This is a genomic window from Lysobacter sp. GQ73, from assembly GCF_059758755.1.
In genome coordinates, this window is the sequence record NZ_JCAXEE010000007.1 from 207,092 (window position 1) to 226,180 (window position 19,089).

The following is a 19,089-nucleotide window of genomic DNA, read 5'->3' on the forward strand; positions in this document are numbered from 1 at the left end:
CTGGCGGGCTCGTGGCCTCGATCCCGCACGGTCGCGCGAACGTTCGCAGGGAAGAATGCGCGAGTGTCGCGGCGGGTTGCGGCCGCGGGGCTGCGCGGCAAGTTCGAGGTCCGATGCGGGATTATCGGCGGCGCGGCCGTTCGGCCTGTCGTAGTCGCGAATCGCGGCGACGAGCGAGTCGCGCGCCCGCACGATGGCAGGTGCAGTGCGTGGCCAGGGGATTTGTTCCCCTCAGTTTCGGCGCGAGACCGAAACCGCGCGGTCGCGATCGCCCGCGCCGGCGGCCGCAGTCGTGGTCGCGGCTTGCGCCGCTCCTACCCTTGGCGAAAGTGCGCCGCTTCGACGAGTGGCGACGGCCTCGTTGTCTATGCGCGTTCCGCGGTCGCGACTTACGTCGCTCCTACAAATGCTCCGTCATCCGCGCTGCTGTCGCTGTGCGCAGTCGCGCACTCGCGAAAGCTGAAGAAGACCCGGAGGGCGGCGCGCAGGATGCGGGCCGTTTTTCATCGGGACAGGGATGTCCCGTATGAAAAATCTCCGCGTTAGCATCGCTCGTGTTCTTTTGTTTCTTCAGACAAAAGAAAGTAACCCGCCGCTTCAGTGGCGGAAAGCTTTGGATCTGATATCGATCCATTGAACGAGAGAACCGCCGCGTGACCACCAGAGCGATGTCGCGGCTTGCGCCGCTCCTACCCTTTGGCGAAAGTGCGCCGCTTCGACGAGCGACGACGGCTTCGTCGCTTCTGCACGTCCCGTCGCGACTCACGTCGCTCCTACAGGGGCGAGCTCGCAGCGACACGCCGATGCGCTAACCCCAAAGCAGAGCGACGCAAGTCGCGCCCCACTCAATCCTCGATGCCGACCTCGGCCGCGAACCACCCCGCATACTCCTTGATGGCCTCGCCGCTGCGGCGCAGGGCGCGGCGGGTCGGCTGCCACGGCGAGGCGGCGCCGTGCTTCGGCACCGGCTCGAAATCCTTCTCGGCCGAAGGCAGCGGCAACACCTGCAGGCCTTGGCGTTCGAACAGCGCCCGCGCGCGGCTCATGTGCAGCGACGAGGTCACCAGGGCGATCCGGCGCCAGCCGTGGCTGCGCGCCAGTTGCGCGCTGCGGCGGGCGTTGTCGCCGGTGCTGCGGCTGCGTTCGTCGAGCACCAGGGCCCGGTCGGGCACGCCGAGCCGGCGCATCGCCGTTGCCATGTCGCGCGCTTCGCTGACGCCGCGGGCGTGCGCGGTCGGGCCGCCGCTGAGCAGGATCGCAGGGGCGCGCCCGCTGTGCCAGGCGCGCGCGCCCAGCGCGACACGGTTGCCGGCGAGGCGCGGATCGTCGGCATCGCCTCGTTCGAACCAGGCGACGCTGCCGATGCCGCCGCCGAGCACGACGATGGCGTCGACCGGCGGCAGGGTCTGTTCGGATTGCGGCGGATAACGCAGCGCCAGGCTGTTGCGCAGGGCGTTCGAGGCGACCGGAAGCGACCACAGCAGCGGCCAGGCCAGGGCGAGGCCGAACAACACCAGCGCGCCGCGGCGCCGGCGCAGGACAAAGGCGAGCAGCGCCAGCGCCAGCAGACAGTACGACAGGTGCAGCGGTTCCAGGGGCCACGCCAACCATCGGCCGAGGTTGCTCATGGCGCGGCCGCAACCTTACTTCGGCACCCGCGCCAGGTCGGCGGTGTCGTCGTCGAGCAAGCGCGCCAGCGCGTCGGTCATCAGGGCGGCCTGGCGGTCGCGCGAATACGACGGCGCGGCGGCGAGGCTGGAATCGCGCAGTCGGCGCATGCGGCCGGGGTCTTCGACCAGAGCGACGATCGCCGCGGCCATCGCCTCGGCGTCTTCCGGCGGCACGCAGACGCCGCAGTCGGTGGTCTCGACGATCCGGGTGGCCTCGCCGCGCGGCAGCGACATCAGCGCGGGGATGCCCATGCCCATGCCTTCGAACAGCTTGGACGGAATCACCCCGGAGAACACCGGGTTGTCGCGCAGCGGGATCAGCGATACATCGCACAGGCTCCACAGCTTCGGCATCATTTCCTTGGGCTGGCGCGGGATCATGCGCACGTTGCTCAGACCGCGCTCGGCGACCAGGCGTTCGACCCGCGCGCGCTCGGCGCCGCTGCCGGCGAAGAAGAAGGCGATGCGCGGGTCGTGCTGCAGCCGCTCGGCGGCGTCGACGACCTTCTCCAGGCCATGGGCCATGCCGTGGGTGCCCAGGTAGCCGACCACGAAGCGTCCCTGCAGATCGTATTGCCGGCTCAGCGCTTCGTCGCGCGCCGCCGGCGCGTAGCGTTGCAGGTCGACGCCGTTGAGCACGACGTGGATCTTGTCGGCGTCGACGCCGCGCTGGATCAGTTCCTCGCGGAAAGTGTGGGTGACCGGCACGATCGCGTCGGCGCTGCGGTACAGGAACATCTCCACCCGCTCGAGTGCGCGCACCGCGGCGCTGCGCTTCATCGCGCCGACCGCGGTGATCGAGGCCGGCCACAGATCGCGCAGCTCGAACACGAACGGCCGCCGGCGCAGGCGCGCCAGGGCCCAGCCGCCGAGTGCGCAGAAGAACTGCGGCGAGGTCGCCACCACCACGTCGTGGCGCGGCTCGAACAGTCCGGCGATCACCGAGGCGGCCATGAAGCTCAGGTAATCCAGGGTGCGCTTGACGAACCCTTCGTTGGCGGTGATGTAGGTCTTGACCCGGACCACGCGGATGCCGTCGACGGTCTCGATGCTGCGCCAGGCGTTGCGGTAGCCGTCGAACAGCTTGCCTTCGGGGAAGTTCGGCGCGCAGGTGATCACCGTCACCTCGTGCCCGGCGCGCACCCAGCGCACCGCGTGCTCGTAGGTGCGCGTGGCCGGCGCATTGCCCTCGGGCGGGAAATTGTCCGACAGAAACAGAATGCGCATGAGAACTCAGCAATCCCAGTGGAACGTGGTGGTGAGCGTGGCGGCCTCGGGCGTCAGCGCGACTTCGAGAACGTCGCAGGCCTGGCTGAGGCCGAAGCCGGGGTGATAGGTGCTGCGGGCGGCGGCAGCGGTCGCGGCGGCCGGTTCGACCTCCCAGCGCAAGCTCGTGGACTCGTCCAGCCGCAAGGCCTGGCCGTCGAGGCGGATGTCGGGCATCAGCCGGTAGCGGGCCACTGCGCGCTCGAACTCCCCTTCGATGCGATCCTCGACCAACAAGCGTCCGGCCTGCAGCAGCCAGCGCCGGCGATGCAACGGCCGGCCCTTGAGCCGCCGGTAGCCGTCGTGGGCGGCGCTGAGCCACAGTCCCTGGGCGTTGCGGCCGTGTTCCACCGAAAGTGGATGGGCGCGGCGGGCGACCCGGAAACTGCTCCAGACTTCCGAGGAATCCTCGTCGTCGATCTCCACCGTGTTGTGCGAGGCGGTGCCGCGCTGCCACAGGCGTTCGGCGCCGATGTCGTAGCGCGAAGTGCCGGCGTTGACCAGCACCCGCCGGCCGCCGAGCGAGAGTTCGAAACTGAGGGTGTCGGCGTGGGCGTGGCCGGGCAGATAGGCCGGGCCGATTTCGCCGACGTCGGCGATCAGCACCGCGTCCGCGCATTGCAGCCGTACATACCCCGACGCCGGCAGCGCCTGCACCGCGTCGTCGCAGGCCGGCGGCACCGCGACGCCGAGCAGGCGCGCATAGGCCTGCAACTGCGCCAGGGTCGGGGCGATGCCGTGGGCGGCGTCGTTGAAGAAGGCGATGCCGCCGTCCGGGTGAGTCATCACCGCGAGCCAGCCGAGCATGCGGCTGGCGCGGTCGCGCCACAGTTCGATCTCGCGCTCCGGGAATGCGCCCGGGAACAAGGCGGCCAATTGCACCAGGTCGAGCAGGTCCTCGAGCAGGATCGCGTGATACATCGGGCTGCGTTCGAAATGGCCGCCGTCGGCGAGGATCTGCTCGCCGATCTCGGTGCGCAGGCCGCGCAGGCCGACGTTGCGCCAGCGTTCGGCCTCGGCGCCGTCGAAGAAGGCGCCGGCGAACAGCAGCGCCTTGTAGTTGGCCCACAGATGGTTGCCGAGCAGATGCCGTTCGAGGCGGCCGCGCAGATACCGCGCCTGGGTCGCCAGGCTGTTGAGCACGCTGCGGCGCAGCGCCGCGTCGGTGACGGTGTCGCCGGCGCAGCACCACTTGACCCAGTTGACGATGCGCAGCGACAGGCAATACGGCTCCCAGCCGTTGCCGGCGGCCGGCGGATTGGCCGCGATCCACTGCCGGATCAGGTCGCGGTGCCAGGCCAGGCGCGAAGCCGCGTCGTCGGCGTTGAGATCGTCGAAGTAGTGCAGGTTGTACAGCCACAGCTTCGGCAGCGCGGTGCTGTTCCAGTCGTCGCCGGCGATCTCGTGCTCGTCGTTGAGGAACCGGAAACGTTGCGGGCTCAGCATCGAGGCCGCGCGGGCGCAACCGCGCCAACGGTCGCGCACCACCGCCGGCGGCGGCGCCGGCGAGTCGTCGATGCGCGGCCGGTGCAGGCGATGCCAGGCGCGACCGTAGATCTGCACGGCGCGCAGATGGCGCACCGTATGCCACAGCCGCGGCACTCGCGACGACGAGGTCACGACCGCGTTCCGTTCGAGGGGACGATCAGGCGGCGCATGGCATTCAGACCGAGGCGTCCAGTTCGATGGTGACGCGCGCCACTTCGAACACGTCTTCGGCCGGAATCGGCGGCGCGGCCTGGCCCTTGACCGCCTGGATGAAGGCCGCGGCGCACTGGGCCTGGCCCTTGTCCTGGCGCCACAGGTTCATTTTCTTGAAACCCGGCCAGCCGAAGCCGCGCAAGCGGCGGAAGTTGTCCAATTGCAGCACGCGGCCGGCGGTGAACACCTCCAGGCGCTCCTTCGGAAAACTCTTGTCGCCGTTGGCCAGGTAATGCACGGTGCCGAACGAGCCGTCGGCGAAACTCAGGGTAAAGCTGACCCGGTCGCTGCGGATGCCGGCGCCGGGGACGTTGCCGACCGCGGTGAGCTGGTGGCCGACGATCGGCGAATCGGCGAGGAAGCGCAGCAGGTCGACGAAGTGGCAGGCCTCGCCGATCAGGCGCCCGCCGCCTAGCTGGCTGTCCTGGGTCCAGTGGTCGGCCGGGATCGCGCCGGCGTTGACCGTCATCACGAACGATTTGGGCTCGCGCACGCCGGCCAGCAGGCTGCGCATCTTCTGCACCTGGGGGGCGAAGCGGCGGTTGAAGCCGACCATCAGCACCGGCGGACGGCCGTACGCCGAATGCTCCGAATACGCTTTTTCGATCGCCTGCAGCTCGTCGAGGGTCAGGCACAGCGGCTTCTCGACGAACACGTGCTTGCCGTGGCGCAGCGCCTTCAGGGTCAGCTCGGCGTGGCTGCCGTGCTGGGTCGCGATGACCACCGAGCCGACGCCGTTCTCGCGCAGGGTCGCGTCGGTGTCGGTGCTGGCGTTGCGGAAGCCGAACTTCTTGCCGAAGTGGACGCTGCTGACGCCGCCGCTGGACACCACCGTGTGCAGCTCGGCGCCGGCCTTGGCGAACGCGGGAATCAACACCCGGCCGGCGTAGTTGCCGGCGCCGATGAAGGCGATCGCGTCGCCGTTCTTGTCGTCGGTGCCGGTCGCGGCGGTGGCCTTGACCGGCAGCGGCACGGTGCGGCGGACCAGGGCTTCCGGGATCGCCTTGTCGCGGCCGTAGTCGAGGACGATGCCGAGCGAGGGCTCGTGGCCGCCGAGCAGGGCATAGGCCTGTTCGGCTTCGGCGATGGAGTAGCGGTGGCTGATCAGCGGCGGCGCGTCGATCGCGCGGCTGGCCATCATGTCGAGCACCGCCTCGAAGTTGCGCTGCTCGGTCCAGCGCACGAACGCGACCGGGTAGTCGTTGCCGCGTTCCTCGTAGGACGGGTCGTAGCGGCCCGGGCCGTACGAGCACGAGACCTGAAACGACAGCTCCTTCTCGTAGAAATCCGCGCGCGACAGTTCCAGGCCGGTCACCCCGACCAGGACGATGCGGCCGCGCTTGCGGCACATGTGCGCAGCCTGCGAGACCGGTTCGTTGCTCTTGGTCGAGGCGGTGATCAGCACCGCATCGACGCCGCGCCCGCGCGAGAACGCCTGCGCCGCGGCCAGCGGGTCTTCGCCCTTGGACAGGTCGACCGTCTCGGCGCCGTAGCTGCGCGCGATGGCGAGCTTGGAACTGTCGAAGTCGATGCCGAGCACGCGGCAGCCGTGGGCGCGCAGCAGTTGCACGGTGATCAGGCCGATCAGGCCCAGGCCGGTGACCACCACCGCCTCGCCGAGGCTCGGCTGGACCAGGCGGATGCCCTGCAGGGCGATCGCGCCGAGCACGGTGAAGGCCGCGGCCTCGTCGCCGACGTTGTCGGGGATCTTGACGCACAGGTTGGACGGCACCGCTACCACCTCGGCGTGCTTGCCGTTGGAGGCGATCCGGTCGCCGACCTCGAAGCCGGTCACGCCGGCACCGACGCCGATCACCGTGCCGACGTTGCAATAGCCCAGGGCCAGCGGCTGGTCGAGCTTGCTGCGCACAGCGTCGACGGTGGTGGCCAGACCGTCGGTGCGGATCTTCTCCAGCACCATGCGCACCTTGTCGGGTTGCTGGCGCGCCTTCTGCAGCATGTTGGCCTTGCCGAACTCGACCAGCATGCGCTCGGTGCCGGCCGAGACCAGGGTGACGTGGGTGCGGATGAGCAGATGGCCGCGACGCAGGGCGGGGGCGGGCACGTCGGCGATTTCGGTGCTGCCGTCGCGCAGGTTTTGCAGGACCTGTTGCATGGTGATTCCAGTACGTATCGAGAGGGGGGATGCCGCGCCGGCCTTGCAGCCGCGCGGCCGATCGGCAGGTGTGTTCAGTGCGGCAGGAAACCCCGGCGGTTTGTGCGCTGAGGGTTCATGGCGTCAGGCTCGCGCATTCGGCGATCACGCGCGCCATCGCCGTGTCCCAGGCTTCGTAGCGCAGGGTGCGCAGGCCGGCGCGGCGCTGTTCGAGCAGCGCCGGCTGGTCGGCGATGCGCAGCAGTTGCTCGCTGAGCTGGCGGCTGTCGCCGTAGTCGCAGAGGAAACAGGCCTGCGCGTCCTCGAACGGCTGCGAGGTGCTCAGGCCGGGGTTGGTGAAGAACGGAATCTCCAGCGCCGCGCAATCGAACCATTTGTTCGGCTCGGCCAGGCGGTTGATCTCCAGCGAGGGGTCGTAGAAGGCCAGGACCACGTCGGCGCTCAGCAACAGCGCCAGCGCGTCCTCGTTGCTGACGATGCCGCGGTAGTGGGGCCCGAGCAGTTCGGCCAGGCGCTTGGCGTCGTCGCCGAGCAAACGCCCGGCGGCGACGAATTCGATGCGGCCGGCGGTCTGCTCGACCGCCTCGCGCATCATCGTCGCGCCGCGTTCGGGCGAGATCAGTCCGCTGATCAGCACGCGCAGGCGGCCGCTCTTCGGCGGCAGCCCGGCGGCCAGGCTGCGGGCGCGCTCGATCACGTCGGTGTGCGGGGTGTTGCGGACGATGCGGATGTTGGCGGCGTCGCCGTCGACCGCGCGCGAGGCGCCCGGCAACACGTGCAGGGAGGCGCGGCGGCCGACGAAGCCCTCGACCCATTCGATGATCCGCTTGACCGGCTTCGGCCAGGCATAGCTCTTGGAGAGCTTGTCGCGGTCGAGGAAGACGTACTGGCAGCGGCGCACCGACGCGACCAGGGCGCAGGGCAGGGCGGCGTCCAGGCGCGAGCAGAAGTAGATGCCGGCGCGCGGCTGCGCGAACACGCGCAGGGTCAGCCAGGCCACCCACAGCGCGTAGCCCAGGGCGTTGACCGCGCCGCCGCCCCAGGAGCCGAAGCTCAGCAGCACTTTCACCCGCGGCAATTCGGCGGCCTGCTTGTCGCGGCTCCAGATCCAGAACTCGTAGGGGATCGACGCGCTTTCGAGCACTTTCGACAGCTTGCTCAGGTACGGATTCTTCAGGTAGGGGTTGCCCTGGCCGAGAATGATCGCGTTCATGCCGTCACCAGCCTGGACCGGATCGGCCGGTTGCCGAGGTAACTCACCGCGAACAGCAGCAACACGGTGATGAAATAACGGCTCCAGCCGCCGAGCAGTTCCATATACAGAAATCCAATCGAGAACATGAAGATCGAGAAGCTGTAGATCACCACGCCGACCGGGGTGACCGTGCGCAGCCGCGAATAGGCGTTGCGGATCAGGGCCAGGCAGATGCCGTTGACCGCGCCGAACAGGATCAGGCCGAGCATGCCGAAGTTCATGTAGCCCTCGGTCGGCAGGCCGGTGGTGTAGGAGGTCAGCTTCTCGCCGTCGAGGGTGTAGCTGCCGGGGTAGATCATGTTGCGGAACGCCGGGCCGCCGCCGAAGGGCTTGTCGGGCCAGATCGCGCGCGGCACCGGATTGACCGCGGCGGCGAACAGGGTCTCGCCCCACAACGGTTGCCAGGCGTAATCGTGCTGGGCCAGCCAGATCAGGTTTTCGCTGTTGCCGAAGGCGCCGTTCAAGCCATAGACCAGCAGCTCGGTCGGGTCTTGGCCGCTGAGGGCCGAGGGGCCGGCGCTGTCGAGGGTGGTGCGGATCTTGGCCCAGGCCGAAAAGCCCAGCGCCAGCGCCAGCATCACCGGCAGCAGCATCAGCGCCTTGCGCAGGCGCCCGGGAAACATCGACAGCGACGCGAACAGGATGATCGCGATCAGGCTGAAGACGAAGTTGCGGTTGCCCATCGCTACGAACGCCACCGCGATCACCAACACCGTGGCCGAAATCGCGATCAGCCGCCACAGCGCCGGGCTGCGCCCGCGTTCCTTCTTCACCGCCAGATAATTGGTGACCAGGATGGCGCCGTAGCAGATCGCGGCGAACGCCAGCACCACCGCCGGGCCGAGCCCGCGCCGGATCACGATGCGGTCGCGCATGTAGTCGGCGAGGTCGTGGCTGGCGATGGTGCGCGCCAGGTACAGCACCGCCGCCATCGCCGGAATGCCGACCAGCACCAGCACCCGCCGGCGTTCGCGCGCGGTCAGGCTGCGCACCTTCGGCAGCGACGGCGACGAGAACCCGCCCATCGCCAGGTAGCCGCCGATGCCGGAGATGCAGAACATCGCCGACAGCATCAGCGCCATGGCCTTGGCGTCGGTGGAGTAATAGAACGGGTAGGACTGGATGCCGCGCAGTTCCTTGACCCACGGCATGAAGCCGTAGATGAAGGCCATGCCGAGCAGGAAGGCGTAGATCGGCTTGACGAACATACGGTCCATCCGCCCGCCGACGCGCAGGAACGTCAGCAGGGTCAGGCTCGTGAAGAAGATGAAATAGAGAATCGCCAAGACGACGCCGTGATTGATCCGTGGGTGCTGCGGTGGAGAGGAGGCGGAATGGAGGGTGGAAGCGTCAGTGCGCGTTGCCGCGGCTGCGCCAGGAGCTCAGTTCGGGTTCGGCCGGCGGATGCGCGGTGTCGCGCACCGCGCTCGGCAACAGGTGCGGATAGGTCTTGCCGAGGTAGTCGGTGACCGAGCCGACCACCTGGGCCGGGCTGCCCATGACGATGCTGAGCGGGGCGATCTTGCCGCGCACCACGCTGCCGGCGGCGACGATGCAGCCGGCGCCGATGTCGGCGCCCGGCATGATGATCGAGCCGGTGCCGATGAAGCTGAAGCGGCCGATGCGCACCGGCTTGACCCGGATTTCGGGCTTGTCGAAGCGGATGCCGAGTTCCTTGGCCACGGTGTTGATGGCCGCGTCGTGGGTCAGGATGCGCACGTTGCTGGAGATCGTGCAGCCCTCGCCGAGGGTGATCAGCGAATAGTCGGTGCCGTCGAACCAGATCTTGGCCGAAAGATAATTCGGCATGCCTTCGATGTGCGCGCCTTCCGAGCGCAGGAACCATGCGAACAGACGCGTCACCAAGCCGGGCTTGATGAACCAGCCGACGCGGATGATCGACAGCACGACGGATTTCTTGAGCAGACGCGTTACGTTCATGGGAGGCTTCCAGGCAGCGCTTTGCGGAACTCGCCGCGATTGCAGAATGCGAAGGTCGACAACTGGGCGGTGGTGGCGACGACGTAGGCGATCGCCAGGCCGGTGGCGCCGCCGTGCAGATGCAGCGCCAGCGCGCTGGCGCCGAGCAGGGCGGCCGAGAACACCGCATTGCCGGCGAACAACACGCCCGGCCGGCCGTCGGCGGTGGCCTTGCGCATCAGGATGGTGGTCGGCGCCATCGCCACGGTCGACAGCAACAGCCATTGCAGCGGCACGATCGCGCCGGCATAGGCCGGAGCGAAGCGGTGGATCAGCGGCGGCGCCGCCAGCGCGACCACGCCGGCGACCGCGGCGGTGACCGTGACCAGCAGCAGGATCGAATGACGCAGGGCGGTATTGGCCTCGTGCTTGTCGCCGCGCGCCAAGGCCGCCGCCAGCAGCGGCAGGGTGGCGTTGGCGACCACGCCCATGCCGAACATCAGGATCGAACGCGCCTGGTTGCCCAGCGAGAAATTGCCGAGGCTGGTGGCGCCGCCGGCGCTGCTCGACAGCATCACCATCGACAGCCAGATGCTCGGCATGGTCAGCAGACCCGAGACCGAGGAGGGCAGGCCGAGCTTCCACAGCACGGTCCAGTCGCCGCGCTCGGTGCTGCGCAGCGACAGACGATGGCCCTGCTCGCGCCGGTAGCGGCGCAGGGCGTGCTCCTGGCCCAGCACGATCACGATCTGCGCGGCGATGTAGCCGTAGATCGCCCAGGCGATGTCGCGTCGCAATGCCGCCAGCACGATCGCCAGGAACACCAGCGGCGCGCTGATCAGGTTCGCCAGCGCCTGTTCCTTGACCTTGTGCAGGGCCAGGGCGACGCCGTTCTGGATCGCGGTGACGAAGCCGGTCAGCACCAGCAGCGCCGAGGCGGCGTATACCGCGACCAGATCGGTCGAGCCGCCGACCTTGACCGCCAGCGGATACGACAAGGCCAGCAACAGGGCCGCGAACAACAGCGAGGCGAACAGCGCCGAGCCGTAGGACACGGTCAGCGCGGTGGCGATGCGGCGCGGGTCGGTGGCCGCCGCCTCGGCGACGATCTTGGTCGCCATCTGGCCCAGGCTCAACGCACAGAAGGTGGTGAACAACAGCGCGGTGGTCTGGATCAGGGTGAACTGACCGAACGCGGTGGGCCCCAGCGAATGCGCAGTGAACAGGATCCCGGCGAACACCGCGCCGCGCGAGGCCATGGCGCTCAACGCCGACAGGCTGGCCGTGGTGATCAGTCGCCGCATCATCGTGGTCGTGTCCGGGTCGAGCGCCTGGCGGCGCTCAGGTCCAGATGCCCTTGGTGTCGATGATCTTCAGGTGCGCCGGCATCGACAGCTCCTTGAAGGGCTTGTGGTCGACCAGCAGCACGGCGATGTCGGCCTGCGCGCTCGCGGTCGGCAGATCCACCAGGATCACGTTCGGCGAGTTGAGCTTGTCCGGCAGCACCGAGATGTGCGGCTCGACTGCGAGCACGCGGCCCGGGTGGCGGTTGGCCAGCTCGATCGCGATATCGAGCGCCGGGCTTTCGCGCAGGTCGTCGATGTCGGGCTTGAAGGCCAGGCCGAACACGGCGATGGTCAGGTCCTTGCCCTGCTTGCCGTCGGCCGCGGCCTGCTCGATCGCTTCCTCGACCTTGTTCATGACCCAGGCCGGCTTGCCGTTGTTGACCTCGCGCGCGGTGCGGATCAGGCGCGCCTCGTCCGGCGCGCTGTCGACGATGAACCAGGGGTCGACCGCGATGCAGTGGCCGCCGACGCCGGGGCCCGGCTGCAGGATGTTGACGCGCGGATGGCGGTTGGCCAGGCGCACCAGGTCCCAGACGTTGATGCCGAGCTTGTCGCAGATGATCGACAGCTCGTTGGCGAAGGCGATGTTGACGTCGCGGAAGGCGTTCTCGGTGAGCTTGCACATCTCGGCGGTGCGGGCGTTGGTGACCACGCATTCGCCGCGCACGAAGCTCTTGTACAGCTCGCAGGCGCGTTCCGAGCAGCGCGGGGTCATGCCGCCGATCACCCGGTCGTTCTCGATCAGCTCGCGCATGACGTGGCCCGGCAGTACGCGCTCGGGGCAGTAGGCGACGTTGACGTCGGCCTGTTCGCCGGCCTGCTGCGGGAAGCTCAGGTCCGGGCGCGCGGCGGCGAGCCAGCCGGCGAGGCGTTCGGTGGCGCCGACCGGCGAGGTCGATTCCAGCACCACCAGGTCGCCCTTCTTGAGCACCGGCGCCAGCGCCTTGCCGGCCGCTTCGATGTAGGCCAGGTCGGGCTCGTGGTCGCCCTTGAACGGGGTCGGCACGGCGATCAGGAAGGCGTCGGCCGGTTCGGGCTGGGTCGAGGCGCGCAGAAAGCCGCCGGTGACCGCCGCGCGCACGGCGACGTCGAGCTCGGGTTCGACGATGTGGATCTCGCCCCGGTTGATGGTATCGACGGCATGGCGGTTGATGTCGATGCCGATCACCTTTTTGCGCGCCGCGGCGAACGCGGCGGCGGTGGGCAATCCGATGTAGCCAAGGCCGATGACCGAGACGGTTTCGAAACTCATGAAAGACTCCGTTGAATGCCCGCGGGGGAGGGCGTTGCTGCGCGATTGAGAAAGATGGCGGAATGGGAAGAGGCGACGCTGCGAAAGCCGAACGCAGGCGAGCCGGCCGCCTGCGCTGCGCATGCGGCGCGCAGGCCGGGGCCCGCGGCGCCTGCCGGTGCGGGCCTCAGGCCGCCAACTGCGATGCGGTGGTCTTGAGGCCGGCCAGGGCCTCGACGATGCGCTGGCAGGCCTTGCCGTCGCCATAGGGGTTGTGGGCGATGCTCATGGCCCGGTACGCGGCGGGATCGTCGAGCAACGCGGTAATGCCGTCGGCGATGGCCTTGCGGTCGGTGCCGACCAGCTTGACCGTGCCCGCGCCGACCGCTTCCGGACGCTCGGTGGTGTCGCGCATGACCAGCACCGGCTTGCCGAGCGAGGGCGCTTCTTCCTGGATGCCGCCGGAGTCGGTCAGGATGATGTGCGCGGCGTTCATCAGGTATACGAACGGCAGGTAGTCCAGCGGCTCGATCAGGTGGATCTGCGGCATGTCGCTGAGCAGACGGTTGACCGGTTCGCGCACCTGCGGATTGAGGTGCACCGGATAGACGATGTCGACGTCCGGATGGCGCAGGGCGATGTCGCGCAGCGCGTGGCAGATGCGCTCGAAACCGCCGCCGAAGCTTTCGCGGCGATGGCCGGTGACCAGCACCACGCGCCGCTCCGGACGCAGGAACGAGAACTGCGCCGACAACTCGGCGCGCAGCGCCGGGGTGTGCTCGATGCGATGCACCACCTGCTTGAGCGCGTCGATCACGGTGTTGCCGGTGATTTCGATGCGGTCGGTCGGGATGCCTTCGGCGCGCAGGTTGTCGCTCGAGGACTGGGTCGGGGCGAAATGGATCGCGGCGAGCGCGCCGGTGAGCTTGCGGTTGGCTTCTTCCGGCCACGGCGAATACAGATTGCCGGTACGCAGGCCGGCCTCTACGTGGGCGACCGGAATCTGCTGGTAATACGCGGCCAGGGTGGTGGCCATGGTGGTCGAGGTGTCGCCGTGCACCAGCACCACGTCGGGCTTGAGCTCCGACAGCACGCGCTTCATGCCGGTCAGGATCGCGGTGGTGACGTCGGTGAGGTCCTGGCCCGGCTTCATGATCGCGAGATCGTAATCGGGTTGGATGTCGAACAGGGTCAGGACCTGGTCGAGCATCTGCCGGTGCTGGCCGGTCACGCACACGCGCGCTTCGAAGCGCGGGTCGCCGGCGAGCAACAGGGCCAGCGGCGCCATCTTGATCGCTTCCGGGCGGGTGCCGAACACGCACAGGGTCTTGATCCGGTAGGCCGACTGCGGCGTCGCCGAGGTCGAAGCCATCGCCGGCAGACTCCCGCTGTCGTCGCCGAACAGCTCGTTGCGGCCGAAGCTCAAGGTCGAGGCCTCGGCGAGCGCCGGGGCGGGTGCGGCCGCGGGCTCGCCCGCGGGCAGGCCAGTCGGTGCCGGCTGCGGTTTCCAGCCATGCGTGGTCGCGGTGGTGTAGCCGCCGAGCAGGCCGAAGAACAGCAGCAGGTTCAGGCCGAGCCCGGCGCCGCGCAGCGAATAGCCGAGCGCGGTCAGGGCGCAGGCGGCGGCGATCAGGATCAGCAGGGTCGCGCGCGGCGAACGGCCGGAGTCGAGCAGCATGTAATGCAGGTGCTGCCGGTCGGGCTTGAACGGCGAACGTCCCTGGCGCACGCGGCGGTACATCACCGCGAGGGTGTCGATCACCGGCAGGGCGACGCACCACAGCACGGCGGCGGCATGGATGCGCGGGGTGCCGCGCTGGTTCATGTAGATCAGGCTCCAGGCGAGCACGTAACCCAGCAGCATGCTGCCGGCGTCGCCCATGAATATCTTGCGCCCGCGCCAGCCGCCGAGGTTGACGAACAGATAGGGAATCAGGGCCGCGAACAACACCGCCAGCAGGGGCAGGGCGCCTTGCGAGAGCAGGCCGGCGCGATCGAACAGCGCGATCGCCGCGATGCTGACCATCGCCAGGCTGCCGGCGAGGCCGTCGATGCCGTCGAGCATGTTGAAGGCGTTGATCAGGCCGACCACGCCGATCACCGTCAGCGGAATGCCGAGCAGGCCGAGGTGGATCGGGCCGGTGCCGAACACGTTGCCGATGTCGTTGAGATACAGGCCGCTGCCGGTGATCATCAGGCCGGTCGCGAGCACCTGCACGAACAGGCGCGAACGCACGCTCAGGTCCTTGGCGTCGTCGATCGCGCCGACCACCACGATCAGCGCGGCGCTGCCGAGCAACGAGAGCGCGTAGCGGTCGGCCAGGCCGAGATAGACGGCGCCGGCGAGCAGGCCGGCGAAGAAGCACAGTCCGCCGATGACCGGGATATGCCCCTGATGCCGCTTGCGGGCATTGGGCCGGTCCACCAGTCCGATGTGTTCGGCCAGAGGATGCATCGCGTACATCGCGGCACAGGTGACGAATAGCGCGAGGGCGCACGCTATCGCAAATTTTTCATCCAGCATGACGATGAGTCCGGGGGTAGTCTTCGTTGACCTGGCCGACAATCGCCGCCCCCCACGGTGATCGTCCCTTTGGCGTTTCTAGTTGTTCTTGCGGCTGTTCAAGGTGCGGCGACCGGGACGTCCCGGTCGGTTCGAGCAAAAGCGTTCGACAAAAATGTGAATGGAGTGACTGATCGACATGTCCGGCGGCCGTGGGTTCAGATGCGCTGTGCATCGCATGTCGCTGGGATCGCCTGCGTGTGGCGGCGTCCGTTTGCATGCGTGCTCGTGCGCGACTGCTTGCCTGTGTACTACACGGTGAGCTGCATACGTGCGCCTAGGGTGCCATTTCGAGTTTGAAAAATACTGTGAATCCGTAAGGGCTTTCACGGTGACGCCGTCCCAGGCAACGCGAATCCCATGTTTCGTTCATTTGTCGTTCGCATTCGCGGTGTGTGAGCGAGCGTGATTCCGTTCTGGGCCGCGCTTCGCATGCGAACTGCGACCTTCGCTTACGCATTGCCTGGTCGTCGCGTAAAAAAGTCCAATGGTCAGAATTTGTCCATCCGCTTCCGGTGCTATTCGTATCGTCGTTTTTCCGGCAAAAACCGGCGTTTTCGAATCCGGCAAGCACTTTCCCGATGGGTGCGGCTGCAGTGCGCCGGTCTGCCTCGTCGAACCGGCCGGTGGCGCGCAAGCGCGATGCGCGGCGGCCGCGCGATCGAAGCATGCGCCGATCGCGCAGCGCCGACAGGCTGCCGCGCTCGCATGACGGTGCCATGTCATCGGCGAGGCGAATGAGCGGAAATGCTCGCCCTGCATCGAACCGCGCCGGCGCCGTGCCGCAGTCCTCGCGACAATCGTCTTCGCGAAATTCGCGGCGCAGGGACGATCCCCGCGCCGCGAGCCGCCGGTCAACGTTCGACGAGCGGCTGGTATTCGTAACCGTAGGCGTAGGTGCTGTCATGGCGCTTCTCCACCGCATTGAGAATGGCGCCCCTGAGCTCGATACCGTTCTGCTCGAAGCGCTGCTTGGCGAGCGCCAGTTCCTTGGCGGAGTTGAAGCCGAAACGCGCGACCAGCAGGCTGGTGCCGGCGTAGCGGCCGATGATCGCCGCGTCGGTCACCGCCAGGATCGGCGGGGTGTCGATGACCACCAGGTCGTAGCGTTGCGACACCGTGTTCAACAAGGTGGCGAAGTTCGGGTGCATCAACAGCTCGGACGGATTCGGCGGTACCTGACCGCGCGGAATGAAATCCAGGCCGGGGATGGTCGAGTGACGCGTGGCGCCGGCGACGTCGACGCGGCCGACCAGCAGGTCGGACAGGCCGTTCTGGTTGCTGTGCCCCATCACCCGGTGCAGGGTGCCGCGGCGCAGGTCGGCGTCGATCAGCAGCACGCGCTGGCCGCCCTGGCTGATGACCGTGGCGAGGTTGGTCGAGACGAAGGTCTTGCCGGCGCTCGGGCCCGAGCCGCAGATCATCAGGATGTTGTTCTTGGCCTCCATCATGGCGAAATGCAGGCCGGTGCGCAGGCTGCGCATGGCCTCGATCGCCAGGTCGTTGGGCGCGTCCAGCGACAACAGATGCGGCTTGTCGTGGCGCTTGCCGTTGCTGTGCAACCGCTTGCCGAGGCTCTCGTGGTCGCGCTGGTACTGGCTCATCGGAATCGAGGCATAGACCGAAAGGCCCAGTTGTTCGATTTCCTTGGCTTCCTCGACGCCGCGGTTGAGCATCTGCCGCACCAGCACCCAGCCGATCGCCGCGAACGCGCCGAGGAAGGTGCCGATCAGCACCAGCTGCAGGCGCTTGGGCTTGACCGGCTCGTTGACGTCGACCACCGAGGGGTCGATGACGCGGGCGTTGCCGACCGTGCCGGCGCGCGCGATGTCGAGCTGCTGGGCCTGATTGAGCAGGTTGGTGTAGGTCTGGGTGCTGACCTGCATGTCGCGGGTCAGGCGCAGCAGCTCCTGCTGCGTCTCGGGCAGGCCGTCGATGCGGTCGCTGATTTCCTTCTTGCGCGCCTCGATCTCGCCTAGCTGCTCCAGCAAGGCGCGGTAGGCCGGGTGCTTGGGGGTATAGCGGCGGCTGACTTCGGCCTGCTGCATCTTCAACTGCGAGATGCTGTTGTCGAGCGCGACGATCTGGTCGAGGTAGGACTTGGTCTCGACCGTGATGTCGACGGTATGCGCCTGCGACTGGTAGGCGTTCAGCGCCTGCTCGGCCTTCTCCAGGTCGCGGCGCACGTTGGGCAGCTGGCCCTTGACGAATTCCAGGCTGTTGGCGGCTTCGGCGGAATTGCGCTCGACATTCTGGCGGGTGTACTGGCGGGTGATCGCGTCTAGGGTGGCGGCGGCCTGGACCGGATCGCCGAGCAGATAGCTCAGCTGGATGATGCCCGAGTCCTTGGCGCGCTCGGTCGCGGTCAGGTTTTTCTGCAGCGCGGTGATGATCGCCAGGCTCGGCAGCTTGACCAGGTCGAAGCGCATGCCGGGATTGGCCGCCATTTCCTTGATCTGCAGCTTGACCCCGCCGCCGGCGGCGGGCTCACCGACCTTGCCGGTCAGCAGCAGGTTGTCGTCTTCGTCGTACAGCCGGTACGCGCCGCCGTTGTCGGCGACCAGGGTCAGCGGCAGGCCCAGCAGTTCCCTGGACACGTCGAACTGGAACACGTCGAGGCGTTCGCCGCCCCAGCCGTAGCTGCTCAGGCCGAACCATGGCGAGGCGACTTCGCCCGGCCTGGAGGGAGTGAAGCGACGCGACAGTACGCCGCCGATCAGCGGAAACTGCCGGGGCTCGACCTGCACGTCGAGCTTGAGGTCCTGGACCGCCTTGCCGACCACCGCGCGCGAGGTCAGCAGCGCGATCTCGGTGACCGCCTGCGGCGCCGAATCGGTCAGCACCTGCGAGACCGCGTTGAGGCCTGGCAGGGTCGGGGTGTTGGACTCGACCTGGATCATCGCGTTGGCCTGGTAGACCGGTGCGGCGAGCAGGGCATAGGCGAGGCTGAGGGCGAAACCGGCGGCGGTGACGCTGGCGATCAGCCACTTGTGGTCGATAAGCGTGCCGAGTAGCGCGGCCAGATCGATCTCATCGTTATCGTCCTGAGACGGACCAGGAGCCGCGGATGTTTTCGACATTGGGGTGAGACCTGCTGAAGAGTGGATCGTGCTCTGTCAAAGATGGGCCGCCCAGCTACTCACCCCTGAGTTGATCAGCTGATAGGCCTGTTCGAAAGCGCTGCGAGGCTGCCGGTACGGATCCGGAACAGCGGTGTCGTCCTGCCATTTGCCCAGCAGGTAGGTCTTGCCGCGTGCGTGCGGCGCCAACTGCAGCACCGCGTTGAGGTGTTTGCGCTCCATCGCCAGGATCAGGTCGGCCGAATCGATCATCGCGCGATCGATCTGCCGCGCCACGTGCGACTCGCCGTTCAAGCCGTGCTCGTTGAGCAGGGCTTGCGCGGTGGCGTCGATCGGATGGCCGACCACCGCGGCCAGGCCCGCCGATTCGACGACGATGTTCTTGCCTTTCAGGCGCTCACGCAGAAGCACTTCAGCGGTCGGACTTCGGCAGATGTTGCCGATGCAGACCATCAAAACCCGGTTGAACACGTGCGCTGAGTCTCACCTTGGATGGGGCATCGGAACGGCCCGGGAAAAGTTTCGACCTCGCATGCGCGACGCCGGCGGCTGCAGAATCATCGGGCCAGGCGGTGCGACCGTCGGGCCCCTCGTCCGGCTCCGTGCCGTCGGCGATTCGATGCACGCAACATGTTGCAGTGCGCCGAAAGTGACGGTGCGGAATGTAAGAGCTGATTCTTGCAGGGTCAACACGAAGCAGGCCCGTGACATCGAAGACGTGACGCCAGTCACTCGGCGATTGCGCGCATCCGATTGGCTTCGCTTCGTATATACCGAGTTTTTAACGCTGTTTTGACGGAATTGGATTTATCTGCGCGCTTGTCGCATGAAGGGCGTCGTCGATGAAGAGTCGGAGCGTTCGTGTATCTCGCGCCGGTTCCGCCGGTTTCGATTCGTTCTTGCGAATGCGAAATCCGTTCTTCGACGATGTCATCCGTATG

General features: G+C 67.7%; 13 protein-coding genes. All 13 read right to left on the reverse strand.

The features are described from left to right. Positions 1–845 precede the first annotated feature (845 nt). A complete protein-coding gene (locus tag AC6CH2_RS18805; RefSeq protein ID WP_498270519.1) occupies positions 846–1,628 on the reverse strand; it encodes a YdcF family protein in 783 nt (260 codons plus the stop codon). 15 nt (positions 1,629–1,643) lie between these two features. Further along, entirely contained in the window at positions 1,644–2,897 is a 1,254-nt protein-coding gene (locus AC6CH2_RS18810; protein WP_498270520.1) for a glycosyltransferase family 4 protein, read from the reverse strand. A 6-nt stretch (positions 2,898–2,903) separates the two neighbouring features. Further along, positions 2,904–4,556, reverse strand: coding sequence for a heparinase II/III family protein (locus AC6CH2_RS18815; protein WP_498270521.1), 1,653 nt, complete (start codon positions 4,554–4,556; stop codon positions 2,904–2,906). Between the two features lie 43 nt (positions 4,557–4,599). Then, positions 4,600–6,753, reverse strand: coding sequence for a bi-domain-containing oxidoreductase (locus AC6CH2_RS18820; protein WP_498270522.1), 2,154 nt, complete (start codon positions 6,751–6,753; stop codon positions 4,600–4,602). A gap of 115 nt (positions 6,754–6,868) precedes the next feature. Continuing rightward, a complete protein-coding gene (locus tag AC6CH2_RS18825; RefSeq protein WP_498270523.1) occupies positions 6,869–7,966 on the reverse strand; it encodes a glycosyltransferase family protein in 1,098 nt (365 codons plus the stop codon). After that, on the reverse strand, positions 7,963–9,294 hold the full coding sequence (locus AC6CH2_RS18830) for a hypothetical protein (RefSeq protein ID WP_435395876.1): 1,332 nt from the start codon (positions 9,292–9,294) through the stop codon (positions 7,963–7,965). Before AC6CH2_RS18830 ends, AC6CH2_RS18825 begins: the two co-directional genes overlap by 4 nt. 64 nt (positions 9,295–9,358) lie before the next feature. Then, a complete protein-coding gene (locus AC6CH2_RS18835) occupies positions 9,359–9,949 on the reverse strand; it encodes an acyltransferase (RefSeq protein ID WP_498270524.1) in 591 nt (196 codons plus the stop codon). Next, positions 9,946–11,232 carry an oligosaccharide flippase family protein gene (locus AC6CH2_RS18840; protein WP_498270525.1) on the reverse strand — a complete coding sequence of 429 codons (1,287 nt, stop codon included), beginning with the start codon at positions 11,230–11,232 and terminating at the stop codon, positions 9,946–9,948. Before AC6CH2_RS18840 ends, AC6CH2_RS18835 begins: the two co-directional genes overlap by 4 nt. A gap of 37 nt (positions 11,233–11,269) precedes the next feature. Next, entirely contained in the window at positions 11,270–12,526 is a 1,257-nt protein-coding gene (gene wecC, locus AC6CH2_RS18845) for a UDP-N-acetyl-D-mannosamine dehydrogenase (RefSeq protein ID WP_435395873.1), read from the reverse strand. Between the two features lie 166 nt (positions 12,527–12,692). Next, complete coding sequence (wecB, locus tag AC6CH2_RS18850; protein WP_498270526.1) at positions 12,693–14,960, reverse strand: non-hydrolyzing UDP-N-acetylglucosamine 2-epimerase; 2,268 nt, start codon at positions 14,958–14,960, stop codon at positions 12,693–12,695. A gap of 385 nt (positions 14,961–15,345) precedes the next feature. Continuing rightward, positions 15,346–15,975 (reverse strand): hypothetical protein, encoded by a 630-nt coding sequence (locus AC6CH2_RS18855; RefSeq protein ID WP_498270590.1) that lies wholly within the window; start codon positions 15,973–15,975, stop codon positions 15,346–15,348. Next, the gene (locus AC6CH2_RS18860) at positions 15,923–18,148 is read right to left on the reverse strand and encodes a polysaccharide biosynthesis tyrosine autokinase (RefSeq protein WP_498270527.1); all 2,226 of its coding nucleotides are present in this window, start codon (positions 18,146–18,148) and stop codon (positions 15,923–15,925) included. The genes AC6CH2_RS18855 and AC6CH2_RS18860 overlap by 53 nt, the downstream gene beginning before the upstream one ends. Positions 18,149–18,184: 36 nt before the next feature. Then, a complete protein-coding gene (locus tag AC6CH2_RS18865) occupies positions 18,185–18,601 on the reverse strand; it encodes a low molecular weight protein-tyrosine-phosphatase (protein WP_498270528.1) in 417 nt (138 codons plus the stop codon). Positions 18,602–19,089 lie beyond the last annotated feature (488 nt).

Bases quoted from the DNA above. Each gene is read 5' to 3' on its own strand.
- AC6CH2_RS18805 (WP_498270519.1), bottom strand. From the start codon at position 1,628: ATGAGCAACCTCGGCCGATGGTTGGCGTGGCCCCTGGAACCGCTGCAC.
- AC6CH2_RS18810 (WP_498270520.1), bottom strand. From the start codon at position 2,897: ATGCGCATTCTGTTTCTGTCGGACAATTTCCCGCCCGAGGGCAATGCG.
- AC6CH2_RS18820 (WP_498270522.1), bottom strand. From the start codon at position 6,753: ATGCAACAGGTCCTGCAAAACCTGCGCGACGGCAGCACCGAAATCGCC.
- AC6CH2_RS18825 (WP_498270523.1), bottom strand. From the start codon at position 7,966: ATGAACGCGATCATTCTCGGCCAGGGCAACCCCTACCTGAAGAATCCG.
- AC6CH2_RS18835 (WP_498270524.1), bottom strand. From the start codon at position 9,949: ATGAACGTAACGCGTCTGCTCAAGAAATCCGTCGTGCTGTCGATCATC.
- AC6CH2_RS18840 (WP_498270525.1), bottom strand. From the start codon at position 11,232: ATGCGGCGACTGATCACCACGGCCAGCCTGTCGGCGTTGAGCGCCATG.
- wecC (WP_435395873.1), bottom strand. From the start codon at position 12,526: ATGAGTTTCGAAACCGTCTCGGTCATCGGCCTTGGCTACATCGGATTG.
- wecB (WP_498270526.1), bottom strand. From the start codon at position 14,960: ATGCATCCTCTGGCCGAACACATCGGACTGGTGGACCGGCCCAATGCC.
- AC6CH2_RS18855 (WP_498270590.1), bottom strand. From the start codon at position 15,975: ATGACAGCACCTACGCCTACGGTTACGAATACCAGCCGCTCGTCGAAC.
- AC6CH2_RS18860 (WP_498270527.1), bottom strand. From the start codon at position 18,148: ATGTCGAAAACATCCGCGGCTCCTGGTCCGTCTCAGGACGATAACGAT.
- AC6CH2_RS18865 (WP_498270528.1), bottom strand. From the start codon at position 18,601: ATGGTCTGCATCGGCAACATCTGCCGAAGTCCGACCGCTGAAGTGCTT.